This window comes from Hyphomonas sp. UBA3195 (assembly GCF_002366485.1).
In the GTDB taxonomy this organism is placed as follows: Bacteria; Pseudomonadota; Alphaproteobacteria; order Caulobacterales; family Hyphomonadaceae; genus Hyphomonas.
In genome coordinates, this window is sequence record NZ_DEXB01000046.1 from 65,105 (window position 1) to 91,556 (window position 26,452).

Annotated in this window: 28 protein-coding genes; 7 read left to right on the forward strand and 21 right to left on the reverse strand. The window is 60.2% G+C overall.

The genetic code is table 11. The features are described from left to right. Window positions 1–7: 7 nt before the first annotated feature. The gene (locus tag B2344_RS14195) at window positions 8–901 is read left to right on the forward strand and encodes a DMT family transporter (protein WP_290485445.1); all 894 of its coding nucleotides are present in this window, start codon (window positions 8–10) and stop codon (window positions 899–901) included. Here B2344_RS14195 and B2344_RS14200 read toward each other — a convergent pair whose 3' ends face one another. Both B2344_RS14200 and B2344_RS14205 read right to left on the reverse strand, forming a co-directional pair. Beyond that, window positions 902–3,007, reverse strand: coding sequence for a hypothetical protein (locus tag B2344_RS14200; RefSeq protein WP_290485446.1), 2,106 nt, complete (start codon window positions 3,005–3,007; stop codon window positions 902–904). A gap of 77 nt (window positions 3,008–3,084) precedes the next feature. Next, on the reverse strand, window positions 3,085–3,228 hold the full coding sequence (locus B2344_RS14205) for a hypothetical protein (RefSeq protein WP_156947764.1): 144 nt from the start codon (window positions 3,226–3,228) through the stop codon (window positions 3,085–3,087). A 187-nt stretch (window positions 3,229–3,415) separates the two neighbouring features. Here B2344_RS14205 and B2344_RS14210 point away from each other — a divergent pair, with 187 nt between their 5' ends. Further along, window positions 3,416–3,796: an Hpt domain-containing protein gene (locus B2344_RS14210; protein WP_206991339.1), complete on the forward strand. Its 381-nt coding sequence runs from the start codon at window positions 3,416–3,418 to the stop codon at window positions 3,794–3,796. Here the strand turns inward: B2344_RS14210 and B2344_RS14215 are convergent. Both B2344_RS14215 and B2344_RS14220 read right to left on the reverse strand, forming a co-directional pair. Then, window positions 3,757–4,101, reverse strand: a complete 345-nt coding sequence (locus B2344_RS14215; RefSeq protein WP_051607406.1) for a chorismate mutase — start codon at window positions 4,099–4,101, stop codon at window positions 3,757–3,759. The two genes, B2344_RS14210 and B2344_RS14215, sit on opposite strands and share 40 nt — an antisense overlap. Before the next feature lie 152 nt (window positions 4,102–4,253). After that, on the reverse strand, window positions 4,254–5,441 hold the full coding sequence (locus B2344_RS14220; protein ID WP_034810502.1) for a mechanosensitive ion channel: 1,188 nt from the start codon (window positions 5,439–5,441) through the stop codon (window positions 4,254–4,256). A 520-nt stretch (window positions 5,442–5,961) separates the two neighbouring features. Between B2344_RS14220 and B2344_RS14225 the strand changes: the two genes are divergently transcribed. Further along, entirely contained in the window at window positions 5,962–6,663 is a 702-nt protein-coding gene (locus B2344_RS14225; protein ID WP_290483584.1) for a class I SAM-dependent methyltransferase, read from the forward strand. Here the strand turns inward: B2344_RS14225 and odhB are convergent. From odhB to B2344_RS14265, 8 genes are all read right to left on the reverse strand, one after another. After that, window positions 6,660–8,180 (reverse strand): 2-oxoglutarate dehydrogenase complex dihydrolipoyllysine-residue succinyltransferase, encoded by a 1,521-nt coding sequence (gene odhB / locus B2344_RS14230; protein WP_290485447.1) that lies wholly within the window; start codon window positions 8,178–8,180, stop codon window positions 6,660–6,662. The genes B2344_RS14225 and odhB overlap by 4 nt on opposite strands. Before the next feature lie 29 nt (window positions 8,181–8,209). Next, window positions 8,210–11,218, reverse strand: a complete 3,009-nt coding sequence (locus B2344_RS14235) for a 2-oxoglutarate dehydrogenase E1 component (RefSeq protein WP_290485448.1) — start codon at window positions 11,216–11,218, stop codon at window positions 8,210–8,212. Window positions 11,219–11,382: 164 nt separating this feature from the next. Beyond that, complete coding sequence (gene sucD / locus B2344_RS14240; RefSeq protein ID WP_034810499.1) at window positions 11,383–12,285, reverse strand: succinate--CoA ligase subunit alpha; 903 nt, start codon at window positions 12,283–12,285, stop codon at window positions 11,383–11,385. Between the two features lie 6 nt (window positions 12,286–12,291). Continuing rightward, window positions 12,292–13,488, reverse strand: a complete 1,197-nt coding sequence (sucC, locus tag B2344_RS14245) for an ADP-forming succinate--CoA ligase subunit beta (protein WP_206991343.1) — start codon at window positions 13,486–13,488, stop codon at window positions 12,292–12,294. A gap of 122 nt (window positions 13,489–13,610) precedes the next feature. After that, window positions 13,611–14,861 carry an MFS transporter gene (locus B2344_RS14250; protein WP_206991344.1) on the reverse strand — a complete coding sequence of 417 codons (1,251 nt, stop codon included), beginning with the start codon at window positions 14,859–14,861 and terminating at the stop codon, window positions 13,611–13,613. Between the two features lie 37 nt (window positions 14,862–14,898). Beyond that, on the reverse strand, window positions 14,899–16,071 hold the full coding sequence (locus tag B2344_RS14255; RefSeq protein WP_290485449.1) for an alkaline phosphatase D family protein: 1,173 nt from the start codon (window positions 16,069–16,071) through the stop codon (window positions 14,899–14,901). Window positions 16,072–16,146: 75 nt separating this feature from the next. Next, the gene (locus B2344_RS14260) at window positions 16,147–16,698 is read right to left on the reverse strand and encodes a DUF2306 domain-containing protein (RefSeq protein WP_290483588.1); all 552 of its coding nucleotides are present in this window, start codon (window positions 16,696–16,698) and stop codon (window positions 16,147–16,149) included. A 23-nt stretch (window positions 16,699–16,721) separates the two neighbouring features. Continuing rightward, a complete protein-coding gene (locus B2344_RS14265; protein WP_290485450.1) occupies window positions 16,722–17,144 on the reverse strand; it encodes a DUF2141 domain-containing protein in 423 nt (140 codons plus the stop codon). Between the two features lie 162 nt (window positions 17,145–17,306). On the opposite strand from B2344_RS14265, the gene B2344_RS14270 reads away from it, so the two are divergent. Beyond that, window positions 17,307–18,047, forward strand: a complete 741-nt coding sequence (locus tag B2344_RS14270) for a LytTR family DNA-binding domain-containing protein (protein WP_290485451.1) — start codon at window positions 17,307–17,309, stop codon at window positions 18,045–18,047. On the opposite strand, the gene B2344_RS14275 is transcribed toward B2344_RS14270, so the two are convergent. From B2344_RS14275 to B2344_RS14290, 4 genes are read right to left on the reverse strand one after another with little or no spacing between them, the layout of a single operon-like run. Next, window positions 18,044–18,298 carry an HNH endonuclease gene (locus B2344_RS14275; protein ID WP_290479969.1) on the reverse strand — a complete coding sequence of 85 codons (255 nt, stop codon included), beginning with the start codon at window positions 18,296–18,298 and terminating at the stop codon, window positions 18,044–18,046. The two genes, B2344_RS14270 and B2344_RS14275, sit on opposite strands and share 4 nt — an antisense overlap. Next, entirely contained in the window at window positions 18,295–19,182 is an 888-nt protein-coding gene (folD, locus tag B2344_RS14280; RefSeq protein ID WP_206991349.1) for a bifunctional methylenetetrahydrofolate dehydrogenase/methenyltetrahydrofolate cyclohydrolase FolD, read from the reverse strand. Before folD ends, B2344_RS14275 begins: the two co-directional genes overlap by 4 nt. Then, window positions 19,163–19,459 (reverse strand): DUF167 family protein, encoded by a 297-nt coding sequence (locus tag B2344_RS14285; protein WP_206991350.1) that lies wholly within the window; start codon window positions 19,457–19,459, stop codon window positions 19,163–19,165. Before B2344_RS14285 ends, folD begins: the two co-directional genes overlap by 20 nt. Before the next feature lie 4 nt (window positions 19,460–19,463). Then, complete coding sequence (locus B2344_RS14290; RefSeq protein WP_034810489.1) at window positions 19,464–19,757, reverse strand: YggT family protein; 294 nt, start codon at window positions 19,755–19,757, stop codon at window positions 19,464–19,466. A 159-nt stretch (window positions 19,758–19,916) separates the two neighbouring features. Here B2344_RS14290 and B2344_RS14295 point away from each other — a divergent pair, with 159 nt between their 5' ends. Continuing rightward, window positions 19,917–21,161, forward strand: coding sequence for an MFS transporter (locus B2344_RS14295; RefSeq protein WP_290485452.1), 1,245 nt, complete (start codon window positions 19,917–19,919; stop codon window positions 21,159–21,161). On the opposite strand, the gene B2344_RS14300 is transcribed toward B2344_RS14295, so the two are convergent. From B2344_RS14300 to B2344_RS14320, 5 genes are all read right to left on the reverse strand, one after another. Continuing rightward, window positions 21,148–21,519 carry a VOC family protein gene (locus tag B2344_RS14300; RefSeq protein WP_034810488.1) on the reverse strand — a complete coding sequence of 124 codons (372 nt, stop codon included), beginning with the start codon at window positions 21,517–21,519 and terminating at the stop codon, window positions 21,148–21,150. The genes B2344_RS14295 and B2344_RS14300 overlap by 14 nt on opposite strands. Window positions 21,520–21,581: 62 nt before the next feature. Then, window positions 21,582–22,352, reverse strand: coding sequence for an SDR family oxidoreductase (locus B2344_RS14305; protein ID WP_206991351.1), 771 nt, complete (start codon window positions 22,350–22,352; stop codon window positions 21,582–21,584). 99 nt (window positions 22,353–22,451) lie between these two features. Next, window positions 22,452–22,745: a 4a-hydroxytetrahydrobiopterin dehydratase gene (locus B2344_RS14310; protein WP_290479970.1), complete on the reverse strand. Its 294-nt coding sequence runs from the start codon at window positions 22,743–22,745 to the stop codon at window positions 22,452–22,454. Between the two features lie 3 nt (window positions 22,746–22,748). Continuing rightward, complete coding sequence (locus B2344_RS14315) at window positions 22,749–23,333, reverse strand: hypothetical protein (RefSeq protein ID WP_206991353.1); 585 nt, start codon at window positions 23,331–23,333, stop codon at window positions 22,749–22,751. Beyond that, window positions 23,320–23,970, reverse strand: coding sequence for an HAD-IA family hydrolase (locus B2344_RS14320; RefSeq protein WP_206991354.1), 651 nt, complete (start codon window positions 23,968–23,970; stop codon window positions 23,320–23,322). Before B2344_RS14320 ends, B2344_RS14315 begins: the two co-directional genes overlap by 14 nt. A gap of 102 nt (window positions 23,971–24,072) precedes the next feature. Here B2344_RS14320 and B2344_RS14325 point away from each other — a divergent pair, with 102 nt between their 5' ends. Together B2344_RS14325 and B2344_RS14330 are read left to right on the forward strand one after the other, a co-directional pair. After that, window positions 24,073–24,990, forward strand: coding sequence for an SDR family NAD(P)-dependent oxidoreductase (locus B2344_RS14325; RefSeq protein ID WP_206991355.1), 918 nt, complete (start codon window positions 24,073–24,075; stop codon window positions 24,988–24,990). Between the two features lie 11 nt (window positions 24,991–25,001). Beyond that, a partial coding sequence (locus tag B2344_RS14330; protein WP_290485453.1) for a mechanosensitive ion channel domain-containing protein occupies window positions 25,002–26,452 on the forward strand: 1,451 nt, incomplete at its 3' end.

Here is a 26,452-nt window from a genome sequence, read left to right on the forward strand (position 1 = left end):
TTGCTGCATGGATCTCTGGATTCCCATGACGCTGGCGGCTGCATTCTGCCAGAATGGTCGCTCAGCGCTTCAGAAACAGCTGAAGCAGACGCTGAGCACATGGGGCGCGACGGCCTCACGTTTCGTCTATGCAGCGCCGCTGGCAGTCGGCCTGCTGGCGGTGTTGATCATCGGGCGGGGCACGCCCCTGCCCGCGCCGCCCGCTGCCTTCTTTGCTTATGCGATTATAGGCGGGATCAGTCAGGTGCTCGCGACCGGACTACTGATCCATCTGTTCTCCAGGGCCAATTTCGCGGCTGCCACGGCCTTTACCAAGACCGAACCTGTTCAGGCTGCGCTCGTCGGCATTATCCTGCTCGGCGATACGCTCACCTTGCCCGCCCTTCTGGCGATCATTGCCAGCATTTTGGGGATCATCCTGATCTCGCTTTCCAAAGCTGACGGGCACAAATGGACGCCGGACGGTTCGCTCTGGATCGGGCTGTTGTCGGGAGCCTGTTTCGCCGTATCGTCCGTGTCGCTTCGCGGCGCATCCTTGTCGCTTGGCGAGGTCGGCCTGCTGCTCAGCACCACAACCACGCTCGCCTTCGTCACGATAATCCAGTCGGTCATGTTGCTCGGCTGGCTCGGACTGCGCGAGCCCGGCCAGGTCGCCAAGCTGTTCGGGGCATGGCGACAAGCCGGATGGGTTGGCCTGATCGGCTTCCTCGGATCAATGGCATGGGTCATGGCGTTCACGCTCAAGGACGCTGCCAGCGTAAAGGCTGTCGGTCAGGTCGAAATCCTGTTTACCCTGATTGCATCACATGTGGTCTTTCGCGAGCGCATCACGGCGCGCGAACTGGCAGGTATCCTGCTCGTGGCTTCGGGTGTGATTGGGATTGTATTGCTTGGCGGCTGATCAGAGTGCCGCATCAAGCAGCAGATAAGCGGCAAGCCGGGCGCTGGCATTGCGGCCAGTCTTCTGCGTTTGCTCCAGCGCGTGCAACGCGTCGTCAGCTTCCATATCGAGGAAGTCCCGCGCCAGATCCATCAGGTCGCGGTCATTGCGCAGGCGTTGTGTGACGCGCTCCACCTGGCGACCCGCCTGGGACAGGATTGCAGACTTGCGCTCCTTGTCGCCGCGCCGGGCGGCTTCGGCAATCTTGCGTTTGGCTTTCGGGCGGATTGCCTCGGGCAGGACGATACCGGACGTCTGCAGCCGGTCGATCAGTTCGTCGGCGACATCTTCACGGTCGCGCAGGGGTTTGTCCTCGCGGCTCATATCCGAAATGATGTCGCGCCAGCCCATTTCCGCACCCGATGACGGCGAGGACGGCCGCACAGGTACGAGCGGCATCGGCTCGTCTACTGGCTCGGGCTCCAGAATATCAGATTCGTCAGGGACCAAGTCTGTTGCGCGCCGGCGCGGCGTTTCATCGAATGGGCTTTCGGTAACGGCGGGTGTGTCATCATGGCGGCGGCGGAGGGGCTGCGTCACCGGTTCAGGTGTCTTCTCTTCGAGGGCGCGGCTCAGATCCCAGGTGTCGTCCTGCGCCGATGTGTCCGGCTTGTCCGTCAGCGCAGCGCTGGCCAAGGCGTCGGCCGCCGCATCGAACAGTTCGTCATCCATGCTGGCACGTGGCGCAGGCTTGGGTTTTGGCGCGACGGGGGTCTCAGGCATTTCTGGCGTGTGGCCGTTGCGGTCCTCAAGATGGAAACCATTCGTATGCCCATTGCCATTGCGGACAGGCATTGGCTCGAACGCTTCGTCATCATGTAGACCGTCATCGTCGTGGAGCTCGTCGGACTGGTGTGCGGAAGCGGGAATGATGCTGGGTTTCGGCTCCGGCTCAGGCGCGCGCTCAGGCACGACCGGTTTCGCAAGATCATCCCTCGCCAACGCCAGAGACGCAGCTTCACGTGTCTTGTGGTCCATCCGGACCGTGTCGGCCTTGGCGGCATACTCCGCCGAGCGGATCGCTGCGGCAGCTTCCTCGCCGGCTTCGCGCAGCCGGGCCAATGCGCGCGCCGCGTTTTCGGCGGCCTCGCGCGTAGAAGTATTGATTTCGTTGTTCGCCCGGCGAGCACCATCCAGGGCTGAAGATACGGCATCTTTCAAGGCGTCGCCGGTTGTCATTGCGGCAGCTGCAGCGATCTCCCCTGCCCGCACAGCGGCGTCTACCGTGCGGCGGGACTGGTCGAGCTTTTCCTCGACGCGTGTGACCGCAAAGGTAAGCGTTTCGGTGCGCGTGGCAGCATCACCTGCGAGCGCATCCAGCTCGATCAGCTTCTCAGACAATGTGCGACCCGCCACCTGCATGGCTTCCAGACGGCGCGCCAGCGCTTCATCGGCGCGGGACACCTCTTCGCTGGCTTCACGCGTGGCACTCACCATCATCTGGGCCTGTCGCGGGATGGCTTCGTTCAGAGATTGCATATGCGTGCGCAGGTCTCGGGCGAGTCCTTCCAGAGCCTGTCTTTCCTGGCCAAGCCGTTCGGTCAGGTCGCGGGCATTGTCCGCGCTGGCATAAGCCACCGATTCCAACCGCAGGCGCTCGTCTCCGATCTCTCCCGCCATGGCCTTCATCGCTGACAGCGCATGCGCCATGGCGCGATCCACTTCAGCTGCGGCCTGTTTCATCTGTTCGGCAAAAGTGATGCCCTCGGTGCCAGCTTCACGCGCCGGAGCCATCAGGCGAACGGCGGCTTCCATCACCAGCGCATTCGAGGCAGAAGAGCGACGATTGGTGCGCCCCATATAGCCCGCCATGATCATCAGCAGCGCCGGGACGACCAATGCCATGGCTCCGCCGACCAAGACCAATGGTTGTAATTCCTTCAGGCCATCAACACCCCAAAGGCCCACTGCCATCGCAGCCGCGCCGAATATCCAGAAAATTGCAACGACAAAACCGGTCACAACCATCCAGCTGCCACCACTGCGGGCGAGCTCGAAGTTTTCAGACGCCTCTTGCCTGACAAGCAGATCGCGGCCAGACGGGCGAGCGGCAGACGGCTCGGTCATAGCCGGAGTATACCGCGACAATTCGACCGGCGCGAGACCAGAATGTGTGCATTTCTAGGTTTGGAAGGCCGAATGCGTTAACGGGCCAGCAGGGCCGTAACCACAGAGTCCTGACGGGCTGCTTCGGAATTGTCATCCTGCTCCGGCGCAAATTCCAGTCCCAGCCACGCCAAAGCAGCTGCCAAAACCAGATTACGAACCAACACGACGAAATCCAACATCGTAATTCCCCAGAGCCAAATACGAATTGTGCCACGTCAAAACTCGGCACAGATGAATAATAATTCAAGTTTGCCTTTTCGACAATCGATAAATTCAGCCCGATCAAAGATTCTCTGAAAAGCTAAAATCATTAACGATTGGGCAGCAGCCTCGTGTCACGGTCAAATTCTGTGGGAGACGCCTGACATGACCGAGACCTTTGCCTTACTCGATCGCGAGCACCTCAAAGCAATGACCGGAGGCGACAATGATCTCGCCGTGGAAGTCATCGAAATCTTCCGGCATCAGGCCGAAATCTGGTCACGTATGCTGGATCCGCACGCCGAGGCGAGCCAATGGGCCGACGCCGCTCACACGCTCAAGGGCGCCAGCCTTGGTATTGGTGCCATCCTGTTGGCGTCGAAATGTGAAAAAGCCGAAAAAGCCGGCCGGTCAGAGACCCCGCCCAGCGTCACGGCCGCTGCAGTCATGATCAGCGATATCAAGGATGCGCTGGGGGACACGCTCGAAGAGGTCGCCCAGGTGCTTTACGAGTTTACGTCGTCGCCGCCACGCCGCGCGTCATAGCTGCCGAACTCGTACGCAATGCAACGGTCAATCAAGGTCCGCCAGACCGGCTCGGCGATGGCCGGCGACAAGCCCGCGCCTTCGCAAGCAGCCTTAACCTTTGTCACGACATCTTCGATCCGCGCGCTGTCATGCACTTTCGACCGGTCCGGCTTGATACGCGCCGCAGCATCCATGAAGGATTGGCGCTCTGCCAGGATTTCGACGAGCAGACGATCAATCCGGTCGATCTCATAACGAACATCGGACATGGTTTCAGCCGTCTCGGATGAGTGACGTCGCTGATCGGAAGTGTAGGTGGTCATGCGGATTATGCCCTGTTGCCGAGAGGTTTGCGCATATATGACCCCAATCGCCACCGCAACAAAGCAGCTGCGACGAAGCGCCTCCAGACCACATGGACATGAAAAAGGGCCGCCCTTTCGAGCGGCCCCCTGTTTTATGGGTTGAGCGCTGTCTAGCGTGTGCTGCGCCAGGATTCGAGGATCCGGGCGGCCCATTCGCGGCCACCCCAACCAAAGGCGATGGCAAAAGCGGCGGCACCGCCGATGACAATCCATTTGGCGACTTCCAGAATGAACACGCCACCCGTAGGGTCGAGGCCCATGCGGGAGATGCCGAGGATCACGGCAAGCACGATGATGATCCATTTCATAACGCGTGCAGTGACATCCGTTGCCCCTGCCCCAGTAGAATCCATGGCCGAGCTCACAAGCTTGGCAATGAATACGCCTGCGAAGATGATCAGCGCGCCAAAGATGATCTGGACGCCCATATCGAGCACAACATTCATCGCATAGGTCAGCGACTCAATTCCCAGCGCGTTCAGCGCAGCCACCAGGCCAAGCAGCACGATCAGGAACATCGCAACCCGGGCAATTACCGTGCTGGCAGTCAGCCCGCCATCTGCGCCCTTGAGCAGGCCAAGTTCGGAAACAGCCGAATCCACGCCTGTACCTGGCAGCGTCTTCAGCACCAGATTGGCAACAAATCGGCCGATCAGCACGAAGATTGCGAGGATCACGCCAGCGGCCAGTACATTCGGGATAATGCCGATAATGTCGGTCAGCAGCTCATTTGCCGGGGCGGAGATCGCCTCGATGGCCAGCACATCAAACGCCATGATAGCGCCGATGATCACCAGAACGGCGAATGCCACGGATGCCACAATGCCGGAGATGTTTACGCGTCCGGTCGCCAAGCCGAAGCGTTCCGGCATGCCGTCACCGAATACAAGTACGGCTTTCAGCGTCTCACGCACGACATTGGCAATAATGATGAAAATGCCGAAGATCAGTGCCGCGCCGATGACATTTGGCAGATAGGACAGGATCGGATCGATCACGCCATGTAGCGCGCTCGAAATCTGCGTTGCGCCTGCGATCGCGAGCGCTTGCATCAAACCTATCAGGATCGTGACCCAGAATGCCGCTTGCGCAAGGCTGGTGCCAAGCGATTTGCTGTCACTGGTGGCCGTTGATGCGTTGGCTTTCTTGGCCAGACCTGTCCGGTCGATGGCTGCCGCAATCAGCCAGCGCACGATGAAAGCGCCGATGATGAAGGCAATCATGACCAAGGCGGCCTTGATCAGCTGTGGACCATAGGCCTGCGCCTGATCGACCGTATTTCGCCAGAATTCGTCCATTGAAGTTAGTCCCCTTTAGTTGTGTTGCGCCAGTTGAGGCTCAATCAGATACGCATTGGGGGAGCCCCTGGTTGCGCGTGCCAACAAATTTCGCTTGGAAAATGCCAGCCCAGCACATGCCCACCGCCTCCGTTTGTGTGCGCTCACCCACACTAGGGATTGAAGTCGATTTCGACTACGGAGCGCACCAAAGCGTACCGCTTTTGCTACCTCGGATCAAATGAACGTGAAATAACAAGGCATTGGGGAACCATTCAATCAGCCCCCCTTATGTACATAACCTGTGTTGTGACGCGTAATAAATACAACACATCGCGGAGGGTGGGGAGACGCCCCCCTGGCAGGCCGCGATAAGGGGACGACGCGAATGGGCAGGTGCAGAAACGCACCTGCCCTTTTTCGTGAACCCGCACGTCAATTTCGCAAAAAACCCCGCAAAGGCATTCTCGACTGTTTTTCCGGTTGCGGTCACATGGGTCAAACGTTAATGTTATAAAATAACATGTATGGAGAGCTTCCCATGTCGCAAGACAAGTTCGCTTTGTCTGAAGCCTTCGGCCCGGATCATGCCGCAGCATATGACAATCAGTTTGAAGAATTGCAGGCCATCAAGGGGCTGCTGCATCTGATACTGGAAACCGGTTTGGGAAAACTGCCGGACAATGCACGCATTCTTGTCGCCGGGGCCGGGACCGGCGCTGAAGTCCGCTACCTCGCCACACGATTTCCCAAATGGCAGTTTGCGCTCATTGATCCTTCCAGCGCCATGTTGGATGTCGCTCGCCGACATGCGGAGGCTGAAGGCTTCGCGGCGCGCTGCACGTTTCACAATGCTTATGTCTCGGAGGTCGAAGCATTCGACTTTGAGGGCGCAACCAGTCTGCTCGTCTCGCACTTCCTGACCCAGGCAGACTCGCGGACCGCTTACTTCCGTTCCATCGCGGATCGCTTGCGCCCCGGTGCACCGCTCTTCAATGCCGACTTGTGCGCCAACATGAACGCGCCCGACTTCCCGATGGTGATGGAGCTTTGGCTGAACCTCTTGTCCCGTACGGGCATGACCCCGGAGGGTCGGGCTCACTACCAGCAGATGTTCGGCTCACAGTTTGCCTGCCACGGACCGGCAAAGGTTGAACACATGATGGAGAGTGCTGGATTTGCCCTGCCCGCACAGTGCATGCAGGCAGGACTTATCCGAGGCTGGCTGACCGCGAAGGCCTAGACTTCGAGCAGCATCCGCTCTGGGTCTTCCAGAGCTTCCTTGACGCGGACGAGGAAGGTCACGGCCTCCTTGCCATCCACGATCCGGTGGTCATAGGACAGCGCCAGATACATCATGGGGCGAATCTTGACTTCGCCATTGATGGCCACAGGGCGCTGTTCGATCCGGTGCATGCCAAGCACGCCGGACTGTGGGGGGTTCAGGATCGGGGTCGACATCAGCGAGCCATAGATCCCGCCATTGGAGATGGTGAACGTACCGCCCTGCATGTCGCCAATCGTCAGCGAGCCATCGCGGGCGCGTTTGCCAAGGTCTGCGATAGACTTCTCAATGCCAGCCAGAGACAGGTCATCGGAGTCGCGCACAACTGGCACAACAAGGCCCTTGTCGGTGCCGACCGCGACGCCGATGTCATAATAGTTCTTGTAGATAATGTCCGTGCCATCGATCTCGGCGTTCACCGCAGGCACTTCCTTCAGTGCGTTGACGCACGCTTTCACGAAGAAGCTCATGAAGCCCAGCTTGATGCCGTGTTTGGCAACGAAAGCTTCCTGATGCTTTTTGCGGAGGTCCATGATCGCGCCCATGTCGACATCATTGAATGTCGTCAGCATGGCCGCATTGTCCTGAGCCTCTTTCAGGCGGCGAGCGATTGTCTGGCGCAGGCGCGTCATGCGGACGCGCTCTTCCCGCGGACCAATGTCGCGCGGTGCCTTGGCTTCTGCCGGAGCCGAAGCAGCCTTCGGCGTGCTGTTCACATAATTCATCGCGTCAGCCTTTGTCGCGCGGCCATCACGGCCTGAGCCTGGAATATCAGCGGGGTTCACGCCGGCTTCTGATGAAATGCGGCGCACGGATGGAGAGACAGGGCGCTCGCCCGTTGCGGCAGGAGCCGATGTGGTGGCTGCAGGTTTCGACGCCGCCGGCGCAGCGGCCGCAGCCGACCCGCCCGCGCTGATGCGCGCAATAACAGATCCCGGCGTAACCGAGTCCCCCTCACCAACCAGCAGTTCGGCGACAATGCCGTCAGCGGGTGAAGGTACTTCCAGTGCAACCTTGTCGGTTTCGATCTCGGCGATTGTCTCGTCTTTCTTGACCGCATCGCCTGGTGCCTTGAGGAATGTAGACAGCGTGCCTTCGGCGACGCTTTCGCCCATGGTCGGCACTTCGACATCCATCAGTTCGCCCTTGTCGGCCTTGCCCGGAACGCCGCCCGGATCCTTCGGACCGCCATGTGCCGGCAGTGCCGCCGCAGCCGTTTCGGACTTCGCCGATGCGCCGGACCCACCACCAAGCTTGCCCAACAGCGCGCCGATTTCGACCGTGTCGCCTTCATTGGCGAGAATCTCGGACAAGACGCCGTCTTCGGTGGCGGAAACCTCGACAGACACTTTGTCTGTTTCGAGTTCGACAAGCACTTCATCTTTCTTCACAGCGTCGCCTTTGGCTTTCAGCCATTGGCCAACTGTGGCTTCGGTGATGCTCTCGCCGAGAGTAGGCACTGTGATATCGGTCATGAAATCAGTCCGTTTGTAATAAATCAGAATCAGGTGGCGACGATGTTGTCAGCTACAGGGTCTTTGCCAAGGGCTGTTGAGATCAGGGAATCCTGCTCAGCTTTGTGCTTGGACAGCAAACCTGTTGCCGTAGCAGCAGATGGCGGACGACCCGCATAGGACGGACGCGGAGAGGATGATCCAGCCTGGTTCGCACACCATTCCAGCTCGTCCCGAATGAATGTCCAGCCACCCATGTTGCGTGGCTCTTCCTGACACCAGACAATCTCGGCCTGCGGGAAGCGCTTCAACTCATGGATCAGCGACTTGCGTGGCACCGGATAGAATTGCTCGACGCGCAGCAGATAGACATCGTCCACACCGCTTTCCTCGCGCGCCTCGAACAGATCATAATAGACCTTGCCCGAACACAGGACGACGCGGCGCACCTTGTTGTCCTTGACGAGTTTCACCTTGCCTTCACGGCCCGGCGTCTCGGCATCATCCCACAAGATGCGGTGGAAGGACGACTTCGTGCTCAGATCGTCCAGACTGGACGTTGCCAGCTTGTGACGCAGAAGGGATTTCGGCGTCATGATGATTAGCGGCTTGCGGAAGTCGCGATGGATCTGGCGGCGCAGGGCGTGAAAATAGTTCGCCGGCGTCGTCAGATTGCAGACTTGCCAATTGTCTTCCGCGCACATTTGCAGGAAGCGCTCGAGCCGGGCCGAGGAATGCTCCGGACCCTGACCTTCATAGCCATGCGGCAGGAGCAGGACCAGGCCCGACATGCGGAGCCATTTGCGCTCAGCCGACGAAATGAACTGGTCGAAGAAGACCTGCGCACCGTTCGAGAAGTCCCCGAACTGGGCTTCCCACATGGTCAGCGTGTTCGGGTCGGCCAGCGAATATCCGTACTCGTATCCGACAACAGCTTCTTCCGACAGAAGCGAGTCGATCACTTCGTAATGGGCCTGCTTGTCGCTGATATTGTTCAGCGGCGTGTAGCGATCACCATTGGTCTGGTCGATGATGTGGCTATGGCGCTGGGAGAACGTCCCGCGACCGCAATCCTGACCGGACAGACGGACCGGGAAGCCCTCATCCAGCAAGGTCGCGAAAGCCAGATGCTCCGCCGTCGCCCAATCGAGCCCCTTCCCTTTTGAGATGGCCGTCGCCCGTGCATCAATGACGCGCGCAAGCGTGCGGTGAATGTCAACGCCCTCTGGCACTGTGGTGATGGTCTGACCAAGCGCTTGCAGGCGTTTCTTGGCCACGCCGGTCTTGCCACGGCGCTCGTCATCATCGGGCAGGCCGAGACCTTTCCACTCGCCGTCCAGCCAGTCTGCCTTCTTGGCTTCGAATGTCTTGCCGGCTTCGAATTCGCGGTCGAGATAGGCTTCGAAATCGACGACTTGCTGTTCGACCTGCTCAGCCGTCAGAATGCCTTCCTTGACGAGGCGTTCCGCATAGATCTCACGGGTCGAGGCATGACCTTTGATCTTGGTGTACATCACCGGTTGGGTGAACATGGGCTCGTCGCCCTCATTGTGCCCAAAGCGACGATAGCAGAACATGTCGATGACAACGTCCTTGCCGAATTTCTGGCGGTACTCGGTCGCGATCTTGGCCGCATAGGTGACCGCTTCCGGATCATCCCCATTGACGTGGAAGATCGGTGCCTGAACCATCAGAGCGACATCCGACGGGTACGGAGAAGACCGCGAATAGATAGGGCTTGTCGTAAAGCCGATCTGGTTGTTCACGATGAAGTGGATCGTCCCGCCTGTGCGATAGCCCGACAGGCCCGACAATGCGAAACATTCCGACACGACGCCCTGCCCCGCAAAGGCGGCGTCGCCGTGCAGCAGCAATGGCAGCACAGTCGAGCGGTCCAGCGTCCCGCTCTCACGATGCAGCATTTCCTGCTTGGAGCGCGACTTGCCCAGCACAACCGGATCCACCGCTTCCAGGTGGGACGGGTTGGCGTTCATCGAGAGGTGAACTTCATTGCCGTCGAACTCGCGGTCAGACGACGCGCCGAGATGGTATTTCACATCGCCCGAGCCAAACTCGCCCGCGCCTTGCGTGTTACCGCCCTGGAATTCGTGGAAGATCTGCTCGTAGGGCTTGCCCATCACAGCGGCCAACATGTTGAGGCGACCACGGTGCGGCATACCGACAACGATCTCGCGCACGCCAAGCGCGCCGCCGCGCTTGATGATCTGTTCCAGCGCCGGCACCGCCGCTTCACCGCCATCAAGGCCAAAGCGCTTCGTGCCTGGATACCGTTTGTGCAGGAAGCGTTCGAAGGTTTCCGCTTCGATCAGCTTGGCGAGAATCGCCTTCTTGCCCTGATCCGTGAACGCAACGCCCTTGTCCGGGCCTTCGATCCGCTCCTGAAGCCAGGCCTTCTCTTCCGGATCGGAAATATGCATGAACTCGATGCCGATGGTCGAACAATAGGTCCGCTGCAGGATATCGAGCATCTCGCTGACCGTCGCATGGTCCAGACCAAGATAGCCATCGATGAAGATCTTGCGGCCCATGTCTTCTGCACCGAAGCCATAGCTGGCCGGGTCCAGTTCAGGCTGTTTTTCGGGCGTGTCGAGCGAAAGCGGGTCCAGCTGGGCGGCCAGGTGGCCGCGCATGCGGTAGGCCCGGATCATCATGATCGCGCGGATCGAATCCTTGACGTTCTGCGCGATTTCCTCGGCAGAGGCGCCCGGCTTGGCAGATTTCAGCTTTTTCTCGAGCTTTGGCTCGACCAGCGCCCAGTTGCCATCGAAAGCCGCGATCTGTTCGTCGCTGACCGGACGGGGCCAGTCGCCCCGTTTCCAGCTGGCGCCCCCGGCATTGCGCGCGGCGTCGCCCGAATCATCGCCCAATTCTGCAAAGAATTCGCGCCAGCTCTCGGGAACTGACGCGGGATTCTTCGCATATGCGGCCTGCATCTGCTCCAGCCACTGGGCCGAGCCGCCATACAGGAACGCTGTTTCCAGCATGGCGCTGTTACCTGCGCCGCGCGAGCCGTCTACCGGGCTGCCATCATCTGCCATTTTCAATCCGTCCTTTGGGACCTGTTCCCTGACATTAAGAAACAAAATACTTGCCCGGTTCCTACCGGGACTGAAGTTCTCCAGGACGGCCTGTGCGGGGACAGATGCTGGCCTCGCCAGACTGGCCCGGACGGGCCGTCCTGGCTTAGATGTATATCCGGGCGCTAACCCTTCAATACGTCGACCATGGTTGTCCCGAGACGTGCAGGTGACGGGGAAACGCGAATACCCGCCTCTTCCATCGCCGCAATCTTGCTCTCGGCATCGCCTTGGCCACCTGAAACGATAGCACCGGCATGGCCCATCGTGCGCCCCTTCGGCGCAGTCCGACCCGCAATAAAGCCGACCATCGGTTTTTTCCGGCCTTTTTTGGCTTCGTCGATCAGGAATTGCGCAGCTTCCTCTTCGGCACTGCCGCCAATTTCACCGATCATGATGATCGATTGGGTCTCATCATCGGACAGGAACATGTCCAGCACGTCGATGAACTCGGTGCCTTTGACCGGGTCACCGCCGATACCGACTGCAGATGTCTGGCCGAGGCCCGCCTGAGAGGTCTGGTACACGGCTTCATAGGTCAGCGTACCGGAGCGCGACACAACGCCAACAGTGCCCTTCTGGAAGATCTTGCCGGGCATGATGCCGATTTTGCACTGTTCCGGCGTCAACAGGCCGGGGCAGTTCGGACCGATCAGGCGTGACTTGGATTTTTCCAGTTTCGCCTTCACACGCACCATGTCGAGCACAGGAACGCCCTCGGTGATGCAGACGATCAGCGGGATTTCCGCATCGATGGCTTCTTCGATGGCGGCGGCAGCGCCGACTGGCGGCACGTAGATCACGGACGCATTGGCGCCGGTTGCCTTGGCGGCTTCACCGGCATTGGCGAAGATCGGCAGTTCGGTGCCGTTGTCAGCGGTCCATTTCTGGCCAGCCTTCTTCGGGTGCGTACCGGCAACCATTTGCGTGCCGTAATACTCCAGCGCCTGATTGGTGTGGAAAGAGCCCGTATTGCCGGTCAGGCCCTGGACGATGACTTTGGTATTCTTGTCGATGAGAATGGACATGTTTCCTTAGGCCTCTTTAACAGCGGCAACAATTTTCTGGGCGGCGTCGTCGAGGTCATCGGCGGGGATGACGTTCAGGCCGGAATTCTTGATGATTTCCTTGCCCATTTCGACGTTCGTACCTTCGAGGCGCACAACCAGCGGCACAGCGAGGTTGGTCTCTTTCACCGCGGCGATCACGCCCTCGGCGATGACGTCGCACTTCATGATGCCGCCAAAGATGTTGACCAGGATGCCTTTGACGTTCGGGTCCTTCATGATGATCTTGAAGGCCGCAGCGACCTTCTCGGCGTTTGCACCGCCGCCAACGTCACAGAAGTTGGCTGGCTCTTCACCGTACAGCTTGATGATGTCCATCGTCGCCATGGCGAGGCCCGCGCCGTTGACCATGCAACCGATCGTGCCGTCGAGGGCGATATAGGCGAGGTCCCATTCGGAGGCCTCGATCTCTTTTTCGTCTTCCTCGGTCGTGTCCCGCAGCTCGACAATGTCAGGGTGGCGGAACAGGGCGTTGCCGTCAAAGCTGACCTTGGCGTCGAGCACGCGCAGACGGCCATTTTCCATGACGATCAGCGGGTTGATCTCGAGCATCGCCATGTCCTTCTCGATGAAGGCCTTGTAGAGGATCGGGAAGAGTTTCATGCCATCTTCGCGGGCCGCACCGTCCAGCTTCAGCGCGTCGCAGAGCTGCGCCGCATCGGCTTCGGTCACACCAGCCGTCGGGTCGATTGGCAGGGTGAGGATTTTCTCAGGCGTCTCGTGCGCAACTTCCTCGATGTCCATGCCGCCTTCAGTAGAGGCAACAAAGGCCGGGCGGCCTGTGGCGCGGTCGACCAGAAGGGAGAGATAGAGTTCGCGGTCAATGTCGGCGCCGTCTTCGATGTAGAGGCGGTTGACCTGTTTGCCAGCATCGCTGGTCTGCGCGGTGACGAGGTGATTGCCCAGCATCGCCTTGGCGTGCTCCAGAACGTCTTCCTTGGAGAAGGCGAGGCGAACACCGCCCTTTTCGCCAGCTGCGGCTTCGATGAACTTGCCCTTGCCGCGTCCACCGGCATGAATTTGGGACTTCACGACCCAGAGCGGCCCCGGCAGCGTATCGACCGCCTTTTGCACATCATCGAGAGAAAGAACGGGTACGCCTTCTGCCACTGGAGCGCCGAAAGATTTCAGCACGGCCTTGGCCTGGTATTCGTGTATGTTCATGGAAACTTGCCTTGTCTGCCCTGGCTTGCGGAAAGAGCCGGCACAGGCCGGCCCGTTTGATTGTCCGCGCTATATAACAGTCTTGGCAGGCCCGTAAACCAGCTGAGTACTCAAGTCTGGACTCAGGTTTCGGCTTCCCGGTCCGGATTGCGCGGATCGAGTTCCACGCTGGCCAGAGGCGTTGGCAGGATCGGGCTCCAATCCTCTTGCTGGTGCTCTTCCGGAGCTGCCCTTGCGGAAACCCGCCAGACCATGATCAACGCCAACAGGATGAGCAACAAGCCAGACAGACCGAACAGGCCTGTCGCACCTGCACCGCGCATGGCGATACCCGACAATAGTGGCCCCACAATTGATCCACCGGCCCAAATGAAAAGCAGACCGGACATGACCTGCGGAATCTTTCCCTTGGGGGTTCGGTCAATGGCGTGGGCCACGCATAATCCAAAAAACGTCAACGCACCGGCGCCCCACACGACCAGCACCATCATCACGCCAACCTCTCCGAGGCTGCGTCCGAATATCGCGATCACCATCGCAGCCATGCCCGAAATGGCGCACAATACCGCGATCACCAATCGGCGCTCGATTCGGTCGGACAACCGCCCTGCAGGCCATTGAATGATGAAGCCGCCCAGCCACGCAGCCGCCAGGGCGGTTGCGGCAGCCGCCGTCCCTCCCCCGCCAATGGAGAAGCTTTCAAAATAGATCGGCAGCAAAGCGAGCGTACCGGTATTGATCACGCCCGCCAGCATCACCCCGATGACAGCCGCCGGAGCCAGTTTGTACAGGCGCCCAATCGGCATTGCCTTGCGATCCGGCGCTTCCGGCTGTTCCTGCTGTGTGAGGCAGATCGGCACGAGCGCCAAGGTCAGAAACAATGCGGCCCAGCTATAGGCGCGGCTGTCGAGCGGCGACAGGCCGGCCACGAAGAACGGACCAATCATCAGCGAGAGTTTCGCGCCCATGTGATACAGGCCCATGACATTGCCGCGCGACTTGTCCGGCACGGCCTGACCCAACCAGCTCTCCACGCTCGTGAACATGTAGGCAAAACTGACACCCTGTACGATGCGTACGATGGCCCAGAAGCCGGGCTCATACCACAGTGACAAGGCAATGGACCCCGCCGAAGTGACTGCTGCGGCAGCAGCGAACAGGCGGATGTTGCCAAAGGAGGCAAGCGCTGCAGGTGCGGTCCATGCCCCCAGCATGAAGCCCGTCGCATAGAGCGCGGCGATGCCACCGATGAATTGGGGCGCCGTGCCCAGCGCTTCGAGCCCAAGCGGGGTCAACATGCTCAACAAGCCGCCCGCAATTTGCAGGATCATCACCGCCAGGATGAGGGCGAAGACATTGCGGGTATCGGTCATAATCTACAGGCGGCCTTTCCGTTGCCGCGTGGCATAGCTACCGGAATTGGGCGGTTGTTTGACGAACCGTCTCGCCTGCGGCGTTTTTTATCTCAAGATCGACAGACCCAGCGGCCCAATCGATGCCGATTGCACCATAATTGTCCTGCGAAAAGCCTTCGCCGACCTGTGCTGAGTCCATCTCGTCCGTCGTATCCTGGAACGACACATTCAGCGATGACGCCGTCAGCTCATAGGCCGGGTATGGCAGCGCCCTCTCACTGCGATAGAGGAAGGATGCGTGCCGGTCGCCTGACACGAACACCACGCCGTTCGCACCTGTCTCACTGATCAGACTGTAGAGGCGCTGCTGTTCGGCTGGCAGGCGCGACCAGCTTTCCCAGCCATGCCCATCGGTCGGCAAGACCTGGATCGACGAGACGATCAGGCGCAAATCCGCCGGCTTCTGCAGCTGGTTTTCCAGCCAGGTCCACTGGTCATTGCCCAGCATGTCCTGATTGGGATCGGAAGACTGGATATAACGCTCCTTGCCGGTCACGCCATACTCGTCTGTCGCGGTCAGCGGCGACCGGAAGAAGCGGGTATCCAGCATGATGATCTGGGTGCGCTGGCCTTCCGGGCCAAAGCTGCGCGCATAATAGGTGCCGGGCCAGGCGCCGACATCCATGTTCTCGATCCCCCAGAAGCGTTCGTGCACGCGCTCGGCAAGACGACGGAACGGAAATTCTCGGCCCGCATCATTGGCGCCATAGTCATGGTCGTCCCATGCCACCATCATCGGATGGCTTGCCCGCACGGCCTGAAAGTCGCTACGGGCGGCGAGATCGGCAAAACTCTCGCGAAGTTCGTTGAGTTCAGCCTGGTTGGTGGCATAGCTCATGCCGTCCTTGTCGCCATAGACATTGTCGCCAATCATCAGGAAAAGGTCCGCGTCTTCGGCGGCGATGCGCTGCAATGTATCGGACGGTCCGGCTTCTTCCTCATCATGACAAGAGCCAACCAGCACGCGCGACAGGACAGAGTCTTTCGAAGGCAGCGGCAATCCGGCGGGCGCGGTCGGATAAAACTCTTCCGGCAATGTGCGGTAATATGCGTCGAGCGCGTCTTCGGCACTCTGCGGCGCGCGCGTTATGCCCGGAATGGTGATCGGCCCCGGCGTCTGACACGCCGCGAGCCCTGCAACGACAATCGCAATGACAATACGTTTCATTCTACCCCTCCAAGGTACCTCTACCTGCAATAGGTGTAGCGGTCTTTGGAGGGGTCGGTAAGAGGCTTATTCCGGTCAAACGCCGAAGAAGATCGACCACATCATGCGGCCCGGCAGGAAGGTAAACAGGCCGGCAACCAACATGCCCCCTGTGAACATTCCGGTCATTTCCTTGCGGTGCTTCGCAATGTCCTTTCGCCGCGCTGCAGCGATGCCCATGGGCAGGCCGATGATTGTCCAGGCTGACAGGCCATGGATCCAGCTGAAGCTGTTGCCATTGAGGCCTGTCAGGAAGAAGGAACTGATCGCCGTGATCGCCATCGCCACAACCCAGGCATAGCCAAGCCGCTTGTGCAGCCCCCTGCCCTTCACGCCCATCATCAAAGCCGTGCCGATACCAAACGCGCTGAGCGCTCCCGCCAGGTGCATTTTTAGCACGACCGGCGACTCGGTCAGACGCGCGGCATCCAGCCTGAACCGGATTGGAGGATTGTCCGCGCTTTTCAGGATCATCCAGCTGATCACCGCATAGGCGGCAAGGCCGATCAGGATCACGGTGCGGTTGCTGGGCCGCCTCAGCGACAGGCGGGGCAGTCCGGATGGCAGGGCAAAGGCAGGGCTTTTCATGGCAGGTCTCCTTGGCGACAGGCTTAGCGCAGCGTGACTGTGTGGACGGCGCCATCGGTCGGCAGGGCGAACGCGGCATCGCCGAAGCTTGGCGGGCCAAAGCGAACCGGCGCGTCATTGGAGAAACCATAGGGTTCTGTCGGAATACCGAAATTTCCACGCGCCAGTTCGCCGTCGCCATCTACGTCGTGAAACAGCTTCACACCGTATGTGCCGGGCTCCAGCCCTTCGAAGACGACGGAATCAGCGCCTTCTGAAACGTCGACACTGTCCGCCGCAACAGCGTCATTCCCGGACCAGCCGCCTGCGTCGAAGATCGCAATGCGCAGCGCCCCGGTATTCTCGCCGACATTCTCCACCTTGAGTGTCAGGTCAGCGGCAGACGCCGAAACAGGCACAATGGCAATGGCGGCCAGGATCGATACGAGTGTGCGGTTGATGTTCATTTGATGTCTCCATAGTGTGGGGCGGTCGCCCCGTGGCGGGTGATGAAGACAGGGTGTGGCGCGGGCCGGATCGGCGCTACGCAGATTGCGCGGGCGGGCTGGAATCCTTCGCCAAATACCTGCAAACCCATTCACGAAGCGCGAAATACACGGGATGACACGATGGCATCAGCCCTGAAGGATATTGGAAAAACACTCGGCATCGTCACCCTGCTGGCGGCTGGCTTCACATGGTTCGGAGTCTATGGCACCGGCGGCTCTCTCAAACTCCGATTCCTGATGTGGTTCGTCACAATGCTGGTCGGGTCGGTCGCATCCTATTGGGTCGTACCCTTTGTCTTCCACACGCACATGAAGACGTCCCACCCGGCCCTGAGAATTGTGGCCGCGGCCGTCCTGCTTGCAATTCCGGTCACGATCTCACTCTGTATTTTCCTGGCTTTTCTGGGCGCGTCCATTTCCCTGGCGCAAATCCCCATCCAATTCGCCTATGTGCTGGCGATCTCGCTCGTCATCACGACGGGCGGATTCCTCATTGATCGGGCCCGCCAACTGGCCGAGTTGGAAGACGCCGAACCGGAAGACCGGGTCGCGGGCTTCCTGTCGCGCCTGCCAGTGCGATATCGGGGGGCAGATCTTTGGGCCATCTCCTCGGAAGATCACTATCTGCGCGTTCATACAGACCGGGGAGAAGAACTGATCCTGATGCGGCTGGCCGATGCGATGCGAGAACTGGGCGAAGACAACGGCCTGCAGACTCATCGCTCATGGTGGGTCTCGCACAATGGCGTCGCCGATACGCGGCGCACCAATGGCAAACTGGTTCTCATCCTGAAATCCGGTCAGGAAGCACCGGTTTGGCGTACCTACCAGCCGAATGTCCGGGCTGCAGGCCTCGCCTAGCCCTTTCCGGTGCCTCGGCGTTTGTTGCAAATGGCATGGGCAAGACGGAGATTGCTGATCTCGTCCGACCCCTCATGCGCGCGCGGTATGATATGGTCGAATGTCGGCCGCCATTTCTTCCAGAGCGTGGAATGCGCCACATCGGCCCGGCTGGGGGGCATGGGCTTTCCACACAGGGCGCAGAGGCCGTCCTGATCTTCCCAAAGTTGCCGGAATCGCGGCGTGTCCGGCGGGGAAAAGGACTGGCTCACAGACCGTCTGGAACAGGCCAGCCACGCCGGGCGCAGGCGGCCAGCACCGTGTTGCGCAACAGGCAGGCAATGGTCATGGGCCCGACCCCGCCCGGCACGGGCGTGATGTGACCCGCAACTTCCGCGCTGGCGGCATAGTCGGCATCGCCCACCAGACGCGTCTTCCCCTCGCCCTTTTCGGGCGCGTCGATCCGGTTGATCCCGACATCGATAATGGTCGCGCCCGGCTTCACCCAATCGGCCTTGACCATTTGCGGACGTCCGACGGCAGGCACGAGAATGTCGGCCTCGCGGCACATGGCCGGCAGGTCCTTTGTGCGGCTGTGCGCGATGGTGACCGTGCAATTCTCGGCCAGGAACAATAGCGCGGCCGGCTTGCCGACGAGAATAGAGCGACCAATCACGACGACATGTTTGCCGGAGAGGTCACTGCCCAGCGCGCGCTTGGCCAGGATCACACAGCCGGTCGGTGTACACGGGCGCAGGCCCGGCTTGCCGAGCGTCAGGCGACCGGCAGACACTTCGGTCAGTCCGTCGACATCCTTGTCGGGGTCGATCTTCTCGATCGCCGCATCAGCATCGAGACCCTTGGGCAGCGGCAACTGCAGCAGGATGCCATCGACGCTTTGATCGGCATTCAGGGTTGCAATCAGGGTCTCGACATCGGCCTGGCTGGCCGTATCCGGCAGGCGGTGGTGCACGGAGACCATGCCAACCTCCTCGGTCTGGCGCACCTTGTTGCGCACATAGACCTGGCTCGCAGGGTCTTCCCCCACAAGGACCACAGCCAGTGAAGGCTGTCCGGGCAATTGGCTGACCGCCTTTGCCACGTCTGCGCGGACATCTGCCGCAACCGATTTTCCGTCAATTACCTGCGCGCTCATTGCCCTGATCCCCGGCCAGTTTCGCCGCCAGATCGGGCGGCCCGTCAATGTCGAGGCCTTTTAACCGGTTCTTTGGGCCCGTCACCACCCTGACCGCAGACTTTGGCACGCCCAGCCATTTCGCGATCAGTTTTTCAACCGCCGCATTGGCCTTTCCGCCTTCCGGCACGGCGCGCACACGAACCTTCAAATAGGTCCGGCCCGCAGCGTCTGTTTCCCATGTTTCGACCCGGTCGGCCGAGGCGTTCGGCTGAACGCGGACGATCAGCCTGTGCATGCGATCAGAACGGGACGATGCCGTAGCCGTAGCGCGCGATCACACGCTCGAGGAAGAAAATGATCAGCAGAACCACCATAGGCGTCAGGTCCAGCCCACCCATGGGCGGCAGGATGTTGCGGATCGGGCGATAAACCGGCTCGGTAATACGCTGCAATCCACCCCAGACACTGCGTACGGTGGGGTTCTGGAGGCTCAGCACATTGAAACCGACCAGCCAGGACAAGACAGCCTGAATGATGATGATGAATGTGGCGATCCGCAGAACGACCATGATGAGATCAAGAATGGCGGCCATGGGGCAACGCTCCGATTTTTCTGTTGTTGCCTTCACTTAGGGTGATGCCCCTAGCTTGTGCAAGGCGTTCTCTCTAGCTTTGCCAGTTGGGAACACATTCCGTTTGGCAAGGCGGGCAAACACAAACAATTATAACAATTGCCGAGGGAGCCCGCTTGCATGACAGATCCGGACAGGCCGCTGCTTCCGCTCACCGGGGTCCAGAAAGCGATGATCGGCATTGCCATGGTGGCCATGGGCGCCGGCATGAGCATCAACTTCGTGGTCGTTGCCCCCCTCGCCCGCAAGGCTGGCCTGACCGAAATTCAGGTCGCGGGTATCCTGACCCTGTCTGCGGCCGTCTATGCGCTGCTCATTCCAACCTGGGGCCGGCTGGCTGACCGGTTCGGCCGCAAACGCGTCATGGTCTTCTCGCTGGCGGCCATGGGCCTGACCAACATGATCTTCGTGTTCGCCCTGAGCGCCGCGCTGGCAGGAGTCCTGACCGGGCTGACCGCCTTTTTCACACTTGTCTTCGTGCGCCTCTGGTTCGGCCTGTTGTCGCCCGGTCTGCAACCAGCCGCCATGGCCGCGATGACGGATGCCACCACGCCGCTCGACCGGGCCGGCGGGCTCGGCATGCTTGGCGCCTGCATGAGCATCGGATCCATCCTTGGCCCGGCAGGTGCCACCGTGCTCGCCCCGTTTGGGGCGCTGATGCCGATCTGGGGGACTATCGCCTTCAATCTGATCGTAGCGCTTGTTCTGGCAGTGGTTCTGCCCCCGACCAGGCCGCGCCCGAAATCAGCCAAACGCCCCACCCCACTCGCGGTGCGCGACCCGCGCGTCTTCCCGCACCTGCTTTTCCTGTTCACCTATTTCATCGGAATCGGAATCGTACAGCAGACGATCAGCTGGTTCATCGAAGATCGCTACCGGTTCGTAGACACAGCCAGCCGCTCTGCCGGCGAAGCCGTCGTGCTTCATTCCGGGATTGCCTTCGCCTGCATCGCCGCGGGCATGATCATGGTGCAGTTCGGCTTTGTTCAACCGCGCAAACCCGATCCGCGACGCATCCTGCCCATCGGCCTCGCCATTGTGGCCATGGGCTATGTTTCAGCCGACCTCTTCTTCCCGTTCTGGTCGCTCGCACTCAGCTTCTTTGCTGTTGGGTGTGGTGCGGCGCTGGCCGTGCCCGCCGCCAATGCGCTGGGCAGCCTTTCGGTCTCTCGCGAGGAGCAAGGCTCAGCGGCAGCGCTGCTCGCGGCAGCGCCCCCGGCCGGCTTCATCTTCGGCCCCCTTATCGGGGCTATGCTGTACTCATTCATGCCGGAACTCCCGCTCTACGTATCGGCAGGCCTGGTCGGCACACTCGCCGTCTATGCCGTGATCGTGACGTCGAAACGCCCGCTTACACCATCGTGAAAGCATTGAGCTTGTTGCCATCCGGATCCCGGAAATAAGCGGCATAGAACCCTTCATCGCCACGCGGTCCGGGAGCGCCTTCATCACTGCCGCCATTTGCCAGCGCGATCTCATACAGCTTGTGCACCTGATCCTTGTCCCTGGCCTGCAGCGCCACCATCGTGCCATTGCCGACAGTAGCAGGCTGTTTGTCGAATGGCAGGGTCGCCGCCACGCCTGCTGCACCGCCGGGCGTGCCCCAGGCGATGAATGTGTCGAAATCCATCATCCGCCCAGTGCCCATCTCGGCCGCAATGGCATCATAGAATTTCGCCGCGCGCTGCAGGTCTGACGTCCCGACTGTTACATACCCGATCATAAGTCCCTCCCATCAATTGGACAGAATGGAACATAACAGGAACAGTCGGGAGCGACAAGCCTTTACATGGCCGAGATGCCACCATCCACTTTCAGCTCGATTCCGGTGACGAGCTTCGACTCATCCGATGCGAGATAGAGCACCGCATAGGCGATATCGTCCGGCTCACCGACCTTGCCGAGCGGGATCTGGCGACCGAGCTTGGCGAGCGCTTCTTCCTCGCCGAACATTTCCTTCGTCCGGTCCAGGATCGGCGTATTGATGAAGACCGGATGCACCGAGTTACAGCGGATCTGGCCGCCCTTGGCGCAATGCAACGCGATGGATTTCGAGATATGCCGCACGGCCGCCTTGGCGGTGTTGTAGGAGACGTAGTTCGCACTCGCGATGATACCGGCAATGGACGAGATGTTGATGATCGAACCAAGCCCGTGCGCGCGCATCAGCGGAATGGCGTACTTGCAGCCGAGAAAAATGGAATCGACATCGACGGTCTGCACCTTCTTGAACATGTCGTAGTTTTCGTCTTCGACCGAGCCGAGCGAACCGATGCCGGCATTGTTGACCAGCACGTTCAGGCCGCCCATCGCATCATGCGCCGCTTGCAGCACTTCCTGCCATTGCGCCTCATTGGTCACGTCATGCTGCCAGGCAAAGGCCGTGCCTGCGCCATGTTCGTCATTGATCGAGGCGGCGACAGCTTCGGCCCCTGCCCCGTTCACATCCGTGACGGTCACCTTGGCGCCTTCGCGAGCCATCATGCGAGCCGTTGCCTCGCCCAGCCCCTGCGCACCGCCGGTGATAAATGCCTTCTTGCCCTGTACGCGACCCATGCCTGTCTCCTCCACTGTTTCAGGTTTTCCTACCCGTAACAGTGCACTCGAAACCGGGCCAGCTTGACCTTGGGAGAAGCGACAGTCCTGCCAGGAGGATCAGGAAAGTTTCGCTGCCAGTTCGTCCATGAACCGGGCCAGTTCAACGTCCTTTTCAGACACACCGTCCACATCATGCGTCGTCAGCGTAACCTCGACCTTGTTGTAGACATTGAACCATTCAGGATGATGGTCCATCTGCTCGGCTTTCAGTGCGACAGCCGACATGAAGCTCCAGGCCGTCTTGAAATCGGCCAGCCTGAACGTCTTCTCGATCGTGTCGCGATCGCCGGCACCTTTTGCCCAGCCGTCCAGTTTTGAGAGCGCCGCATCTGCGCCAATCCTGTCTGTCATAGCTCAGTCCTCTGCATCCTGACCGAGTACATAATAGACCCATCGGCCATTGCCCGCGATGGCGGTGCGCATGCCAGGATAGCCTTCGCCCTGCCGTATCCGTTCAATTCCCTCTTCGCCAATCAGTTCCATGAGGCGTCGCCGGTCCTGGAAGGACAGTTTTTCCGGGATCAGGTCCTCAGCGTCACGCGCGGCAAGGTCTGGCCAGACATACCAGACTTCGCCATCAATCTCGCGCATGCCGGGAGGCAGTTCGAACAACTTGCGCAAGCTGCGGTTCGGATCGGCGCCAATCCGGCGCATCAGATCCCAATATTGCCGATGCGGCGTACCGCCCAGATTGGAGACAAAGCCGTCATTCGCATTGGCCACCCGCGACAAACGGCTGAGCGATCCGGCTTTCGCATGCGACAATAGCTGGTCCCGCATCGCCTCTGCTTCTTCAGTCAACACGACCGGCTCAGGCACCTGTGGCGGCTGCATCAGGGATTCATCCGGCACCAATGGCCGTTCCGGCTCGGCCGCAGGCGAGCACGCCGCCAGGAGCGCGGCCCCCAGCGCGCCGACGAGGGCGCTAGCCCAGTTCATACCCGGTCGCCGCCTGAAGGTCTGACAGCAATTGGTCTTCATTGAGCACCTTGATCGTTGTCATGCCCATATCGCGGGCCGGTTTCAGATTATGCCCGAGATCATCCAGATAGACACAGCTTGCCGGATCAACATCGAGCGTCTCGCACATCAGAGCATAGATTCGCGGATCGGGCTTGCGAATGCCGAGCTTGGAGCTTTCGATCACATGGTCGAACATGTCGAAGACCTTGGCCACGTCGCGTGCTTTTGCCTCGTCATTGGTCATCGAGGCGCCTTTGCCGACCGGCGCATTATTGGTGATGCAGCCAACCTTGCCCTTGGTCTTGCAGACGCTCAGCGCCTTGACCACGCGTGGCCGCAGCGAGCCGGACAATAGCGCCAGCACTTCCCCGCCGGGCACTTCATGCCCCATCGCCTTTGATTCCTCGCGGAACATGCCGTCGAACTCTGCCGCCGTGACGAGGCTCTGCTCGAGCTTGGCCCAGGCATTGTCCAGCGGATTGGTGGCATTGACCGTGCGGATGAAATCCTTTGGCAGGCCATGCGCGGCCTCGTACCGGGTGAAGGCGTCGAAGGGAGAGGTCGTGAATACGCCCCCGAAATCCCAGATTACAGCTTGGAATGTCTTTGTCATGCCAGCACCTCTACCCGCACCAGCGACGATTTCAAACCTTGAACATTACGGGCCGAGTTCTAGTGTGGCGGCGACTGCAACATATAAAGGGAGTTTCGTCTGATGGGCGTTCTGGAAGGCAAAGTGGTCCTCGTGACCGGCGGTGGTAATGGCATCGGCAAGGAAACCGCGCTGCTGGCGGCGCGCGAGGGCGCAAAAGTGGTCGTCAACGATCTGGGCGGCAGCCTGACCGGCGCCGATGAAGGCAGTGCAGGCCCGGCCGAAACCGTGGCTCAGGAAATCCGCAAGGCGGGCGGCGAGGCTGTCTCGAACTCGGAAAGCGTGACCGACATGAAAGCGGTCCAAGGCATGATCGAACAGGCCAAGGACGAGTTCGGAGCCCTGCACTCGATCATCAACCCGGCCGGCATCTTGCGGGACGGCATGTTCCACAAGATGAGCGAAGATGATTGGGACAGCGTCATCGACGTGCACCTGCGGGGCAGCTTCAACGTCACCCGCGCGGCCATCGAACTGTTCCGCGAAAAGGAAGACGGCAATTTCGTCCTCTTCACCTCCACATCCGGCCTGATCGGCAATATCGGCCAGGCGAACTATGCCGCCGCCAAGATGGGCATTGTCGGCCTGTCGCGCATCGTCGCCATGGAAGGCGCGCGCAAGAATGTCCGCTCCAATGTCATCGCGCCATTTGCCTGGACGCGCATGATCGCCTCCATCCCGGTCAAGGACGAAGCCGGCGCAGAGCGTGTCGAGCGGATGCGCCAGGGCATGCGGGCCGACCAGGTGGCACAGCTCGCCGTCGCCCTTTGCGCCGACAAGGCCAATGACGTGTCCGGACAGATTTTTGCCGTGCGCGGCAATGAAGTCGTGCTGTTCGACCAGCCGCGTCCGGTCAAGTCGCTGGCGCGTATGGAGGGCTGGACGCCGGAAAGCCTGCTCGAACAGGCCATGCCCGCCATGAAAGCCAACTTCTTCGACATGGGCGCCTCGGCCAGTGTCTTCCCCTACGACCCAGTCTAGGCGGATAGCGCTTGGCGGAAGATGGCGTCACCTACCAGAAATGCATCACCGGCGGTGATGGGGAAACCTATTGCCGTCCGGTGGATGCGACGGAAGCGACCGGACAAGCCACTCCGCCATCGGAGGATATCCTCCCGCCGGTAGAAGACGTCATTAATCCGCTACTCAAATGGATAGAGCCTGCTCGACCCTTTCTCGACGACCCAGCCGGCTGGCTTCAGACAAAGGCGCAACAGCCTGAATTTCTCTATCCCATCCTGATCCAGCTCGGCTGTATTATCCTGGCGCTCGCGCTGGGCGCCCTGCTCACCCCACCCTTCAAGCGCCTGATCACGGTCACGCTGCGACGCTTTGTCGAGCCGCCCCGCCGCGAAGGACTGGACGTCTTGCACAAGGCGGTTCGTCCGGCGCTCTGGTCCATCCTTCTGGGGCTTGCGGTCTCATTGCTCAGCTCCATTGACCACTCGCTGATCCTGGTTCGGACAGCCTTGTCACTCGCGATTGCCTGGCTTGCCATCCGCGTGACCATGACCTTCCTGCCGGAAGAATTGCGCGGTCTTGCATCATTCCTGACATGGACGTTCGCGATATTCTTCGCCCTCGGCGTCCTGCCGGATGTCATGAACTGGCTTTCGAGTATTGGTCCATCCTTCGGGAATCGGCGGATCAGCCCGGTCTTCATCTTCCAGGCCATCCTGACCGCCGCTGTCTTGCTGTTCATTGCAAACCGCGCCGCAAAATCGATGAAGCGGCGGGTCAATCACATCCCGAAAGTCGAACCGTCCATCCGCATTCTGATTGGCAATGCCATACAGATTGTCTTCATTGTGGCGGCTGCCCTGCTCACCCTCGCAGGGCTCGGCATTCCGCTCGGCGCGCTAACGGTCATCTCCGGTGCCATCGGCCTCGGCTTTGCCTTTGGTATGCAGAAAGTGGTCTCGAACTTTGTGTCCGGCATCGTCCTGCTCTCGGAGCGCTCGATCAAGCCGCAGGACGTGATCGAGGTCGGCGAGACGTTCGGCGTCGTGGAATCCCTCGGCCTGCGCTACACGTCGATCACGACGCAGGAAGGCAAGGAATTCCTGATCCCGAACGAAAAGCTGATGACCGATACGGTGATCAATTGGAGCTTTTCCAACAAGCGCGTGCGCATTCACAAAGAGTTGCGCATCGACTATACGTCCGACCTGGAAGAGGCGATTGCCATCGTCATCGCCGCCGCCAAGGCGACCGAGCGCGTGATCAGCTGGCCGCAACCCGTCTGCCTGGTCAAAGACTTCACCGATGAGTGCATTGTTCTGGAGATGCGCTTCTGGATCATCGACCCGGAAAATGGCACGGCCAATGTCGGCTCCAACATCCTGCGCGAAGTCTGGAAACGCTTCACCGAGAATGGCATGTCCGTGCCGCTGCGCCGCAAGGAGCTGTTCATCGAACCGGACTCCGCGCTCAAGGTCGAGAT